The following is a 3,784-nucleotide window of genomic DNA, read 5'->3' on the forward strand; positions in this document are numbered from 1 at the left end:
GCGGCGTCCTGGTCCCGCTGTTCTCCGCGTTCGCCGGTCCGCTCGCCGACGCCGTCGGGGTGCGGGTCGTGCTCGCCGGCTGCGCGGCGGTCGTCGTCGCCGGTGCGGCGGCCGCGTTCAGCGTTCGTGACGTACGCCGTCTCCGCAGCACCGCGGGCCCCGCGAGCGGTCGACGGTCTCACCCCTACTGCTGACGCAGGGAGCTGTCGTGGTCGGCGTGCGGTCCCAGCCCGACCTCGGCTCGCCGCTCATCGTTCGTCGGCGCCACTTCTGCGGCCGGAGGTCAGCGTCACGGGCAGTCGGAGCACGTCGGTGCCGATGAAGGAGGGCAGCGGCTGGAGATCCTGCGGGTCGGTGGCCAGCCGCAGATCGGGAAAGCGGTCGAACAGCGCGGGCAGAGCGACGCGCGCCTCCAGCCGGGCCAGCGGCGCGCCCAGGCAATAGTGCATGCCGTAGCCGAAGGCGAGGTGCGCCCGGTCGTGCCGGTCGATGTCGAAGCGGTCAGGATCGGCATTGACGGCAGGGTCACGCCCGTGAGCGCCGAAGCCGATGAGGATGAGGTCTCCGGCTCGGATGACGGTCTGCCCGTCCAAGGGGATGTCCGCGGTGGCGTAGCGCATCGGCAGATGCATGACGGGCGGGTGCCGGCGCAGACTCTCCTCGATGACGTCGTCCCAGCGTGCGGGGTCGCGGCGGGCGACAGCGAGCTGCTCGGGGTGGCTGAGCATGGCGATGACGGCATGGTCGAGCAGAGACACGGTGGTCTCGCTGCCCGCGCCGATCATCAGGAGCAGCGTGCTGACGAGCTCGTCGTCGCTGAGCCGGTCGAGTCCGCTGTCCCTGGCGGCGATCAGCCGGCTGGTCATGTCGTCGCCGGGCTGGGCTCGTTTGGCCTCGATGAGACGGTGCATCGAGGCGATCATCTCTTGCTGTACGCGGGTCGTCTGCCCGGCCGACAGGCTGGTGTCCAGCACGGCGTCGATGGTGGCCAGCATGGCGGGCCGCTGGTCCAGCGGCACACCGAACAGGTCGCAGATGACCTGGGTGGGGACTTTGTAGGAGTAGCGTGCCCGCAGGTCCAGCACGTCTCCCGGAGCTTCGGCGGCCAAGGCGTCCAGCAACGTGGTGACGATGGCGGTGATCGGCTGCTGCATCGCCTCCACGCGGCGGGGCGTGAACGCTGTGCCGACCAGGTTCTTCAACCGCTGGTGGTCGGGGTCGTCGGTGGTGAACATGCTCTTCACGTCCACCCAGGCGGTGAGCCAGCCGATCGCGTAGGGGCGATAGCCGGGCCAGGACTTGCGCGCGTCCTTGGAGACGTGGGGATTCGTCAGCAGATGCTTGACGACGTCCCCGTCGGTCACCGACCAGGCGGTGAGGTCGCCGGGCAGTTGGACGGGCACGGCCGGTCCGGCGGCTCGTAAGAAGTCGGCCTGCTCATAGATGCGGCGTCCGCTGCTGTCGAGAACCACGGGCGTGGGGGTCACGCGTGCCTCCGGTGCGGGTGGGGGCTTCGGCGGGCTGACGGGACACGGCGAAAGGGTTGCCTTGTTGTGCGGCGAAGCTCACGCCGAGCGCTGCGCGGCAATTGCGGACAGGCCGGGCCGGTTGTGCCCGCCCTCTCCTCTCAGTTCAAAATTCCACGCCTTGACGAGGATCGTTTCAAGGGCCATGCCCACGGCCGCCTGGGCCGGCCCCGGCTGGCCTCCCCTCCGGCCTGCGGCCCGTCCTGGCGGGGAAGTTTGCATGGAGAGAGCCCCCGGCCCTCTCGCAGTTCGAGGGGGCCGGGGGCTCGCGGCGGTGCTCGTTCAGGCGGAGGGGGTCAGCCTCTCGTAGCTGACCTCGACGTTCAGATAGGTGGCGGCGCCGTAGTCATGGCCACGGATGGCCAGGAGGTTGCAGCGCTCCAGGTGCCTGGCGGGTAGGACGACGTTGATGGCGCCCGCGGCGCAGCGGCCGCTCCTGACGGCCTGAACGAGGCGGCCGTTGAAGTAGACCCGCGCATCGTTGTCGATCGTTCCCTGGATGCGGACCAGTCGTGCGTTGCGTGGGATGTGCACCCAGTGGCGTACCAGGATGTCGGTGTTCACCGCCCAGGGCGTCTTGACGTTGGTGGAATTGTTCCACGCACAGGTGCCGTTGGTGGTGCCGAATCCTTCTTGCCCGCTCGCCCAGTCGCTGTCGTCGAAGTCCGGCTCGTAGAAACGCGGGGCGTTGGCCCCGGACGGCACCTGGAGGTATTTCCAGTCGGTGCTGTTGTAGCCGAGTACGGTGACGACATTTTGCCGCGTTGCGGCCCGGGAGGCTGACGCCGACGCCGGAGCGGGCAGGGCCACGGTGGCCAGCAGCGAGCCGGCCGCGAGGCCGGCGGGAAGGAAACGCAGCAGTTTCTTGAACATGGCGATCTTCCTCCGTCGATTGTGCGAAATGTCGATTCTGCAGCCGCCGAAAGCGACATGTCTATCCATGTCGCAATTCTGCCGCCTAGCATCCCGGCCGGAATGGGTAAATCGAATCATAATTTGAGCACACACCGACAGGTAAGGCAATGGCAAAGAAAGGCCGACGAGAGGAGGCGGGCGTATTTATAAACAAAGAGGAATTTCCCGATATGCCGAATATGAGCGCCTACTCCGCAGACACAGCCGTCCGGTGGCACGGGCCGGTCGACGGCCGAACGTCGGCGTCCCGGCCGGCTGGGAGCACGAGCGCGGCCCGCCGCTGACCCGCGAACCACTGGACGCCGAGCAGGCGGCGGGATGGCATGCGCGGTCATCACGATCGCCGGGTCACCGCACCGGACGAACTGCGCCGAACGGTGGTCAGGCGGGCACCAGGAGGGTGGTGAGCAGGTCGTCCAGGGTGACGAGGCCGATGACCGCGCCGGCGTCGTCGCGGATCAGGGCGATCTGGCTGTGCGCGGCGCGCAGCCGGGCGACCGCGTCGGCGACCGAGGTCTCCTGAGGCAGGTCCGGCACGCGGTAGGCGAGCTGGGCGGCGGTGGTGGCAGTGCCGCGCCGGCGGGCCAGGTAGGCGTCGCGCAGGTGCACGACCCCGCTCGGCCCGGCGTCGGACCACACGATCAGCCGGGTGAGCCCGGACCGGTTGCAGGCGTCGATGACGTCCTGGGCGGCGGCGGTGGCGGGGACGCCGACGATCTGCTCGGCCGGCGTGATCAGCGCGGTGATGCCGGACTGCGGCGCCCGCAGGGCCTGGCTGAGCACGACGTGGTCGTCCGGCTCGATCAGGCCGAGCCGGCGTGACTCCTCCACCAGGTGCCGGAGCTGGTCGGGGGTGCGCGCCTTGGCGCCCGCCTCGTCCGGACGGACGCCGAACAGCCGCAGCAGCCCGTTGGTGACGGCGTTCAACGCGCTGATCAGCGGACGGACCAGCAGGGTGAAGCCGCGGAACGGCAGCGCCAGCAGGGTGGCCGAGCGCTCGGGGTGGGCGATGGCCCAGGACTTCGGCGCCATCTCGCCGAGCACCATGTGCAGGAACGTCACGACCGCCAGCGCGATGACGAACGCCACCGCGTGCGCGGCGGCCCCGGGCAGGCCGACGGCGTCGAAGAGCGGGACGAGGGTGCCGGCGATCAGCGGTTCGGACACCACGCCGAGCCCGAGCGAGCACAGCGTGATGCCGAGCTGCGCCCCGGCCAGCATGAGCGACAGCTCCTTGATCCCCGACAGGGCGGCGGAGGCGGCCTTGCTCCCCTGCGCGGCGGCCTTCTCCAGACGGTGCCGCTTGGCGGCGACCAGGGCGAACTCGGCGGCGACGAAGAAGC

General features: G+C 69.8%; 3 protein-coding genes and 1 pseudogene. 1 reads left to right on the forward strand and 3 read right to left on the reverse strand.

The window, feature by feature from the left end; genetic code table 11:
- Window positions 1-194: pseudogene (locus tag ACWCSD_RS49480) on the forward strand (hypothetical protein); the annotation flags it as partial.
- Window positions 195-248: 54 nt separating this feature from the next.
- On the opposite strand, the gene ACWCSD_RS49485 reads toward ACWCSD_RS49480, so the two are convergent.
- From ACWCSD_RS49485 to ACWCSD_RS49495, 3 genes are all read right to left on the reverse strand, one after another.
- Window positions 249-1,487, reverse strand: a complete 1,239-nt coding sequence (locus tag ACWCSD_RS49485; RefSeq protein WP_397158097.1) for a cytochrome P450 — start codon at window positions 1,485-1,487, stop codon at window positions 249-251.
- A 321-nt stretch (window positions 1,488-1,808) separates the two neighbouring features.
- A complete protein-coding gene (locus ACWCSD_RS49490; protein ID WP_449926299.1) occupies window positions 1,809-2,399 on the reverse strand; it encodes a hypothetical protein in 591 nt (196 codons plus the stop codon).
- 423 nt (window positions 2,400-2,822) lie between these two features.
- The coding region (locus ACWCSD_RS49495; RefSeq protein ID WP_449926301.1) for a hemolysin family protein at window positions 2,823-3,784 on the reverse strand (962 nt) is incomplete at its 5' end.

Source organism: Nonomuraea sp. NPDC001684, from assembly GCF_053596515.1.

What these genes read in the sequence shown, in the direction of transcription:
- ACWCSD_RS49490 (WP_449926299.1), bottom strand. Translation starts at nt 2,399, where the DNA reads ATGTTCAAGAAACTGCTGCGTTTCCTTCCCGCCGGCCTCGCGGCCGGC.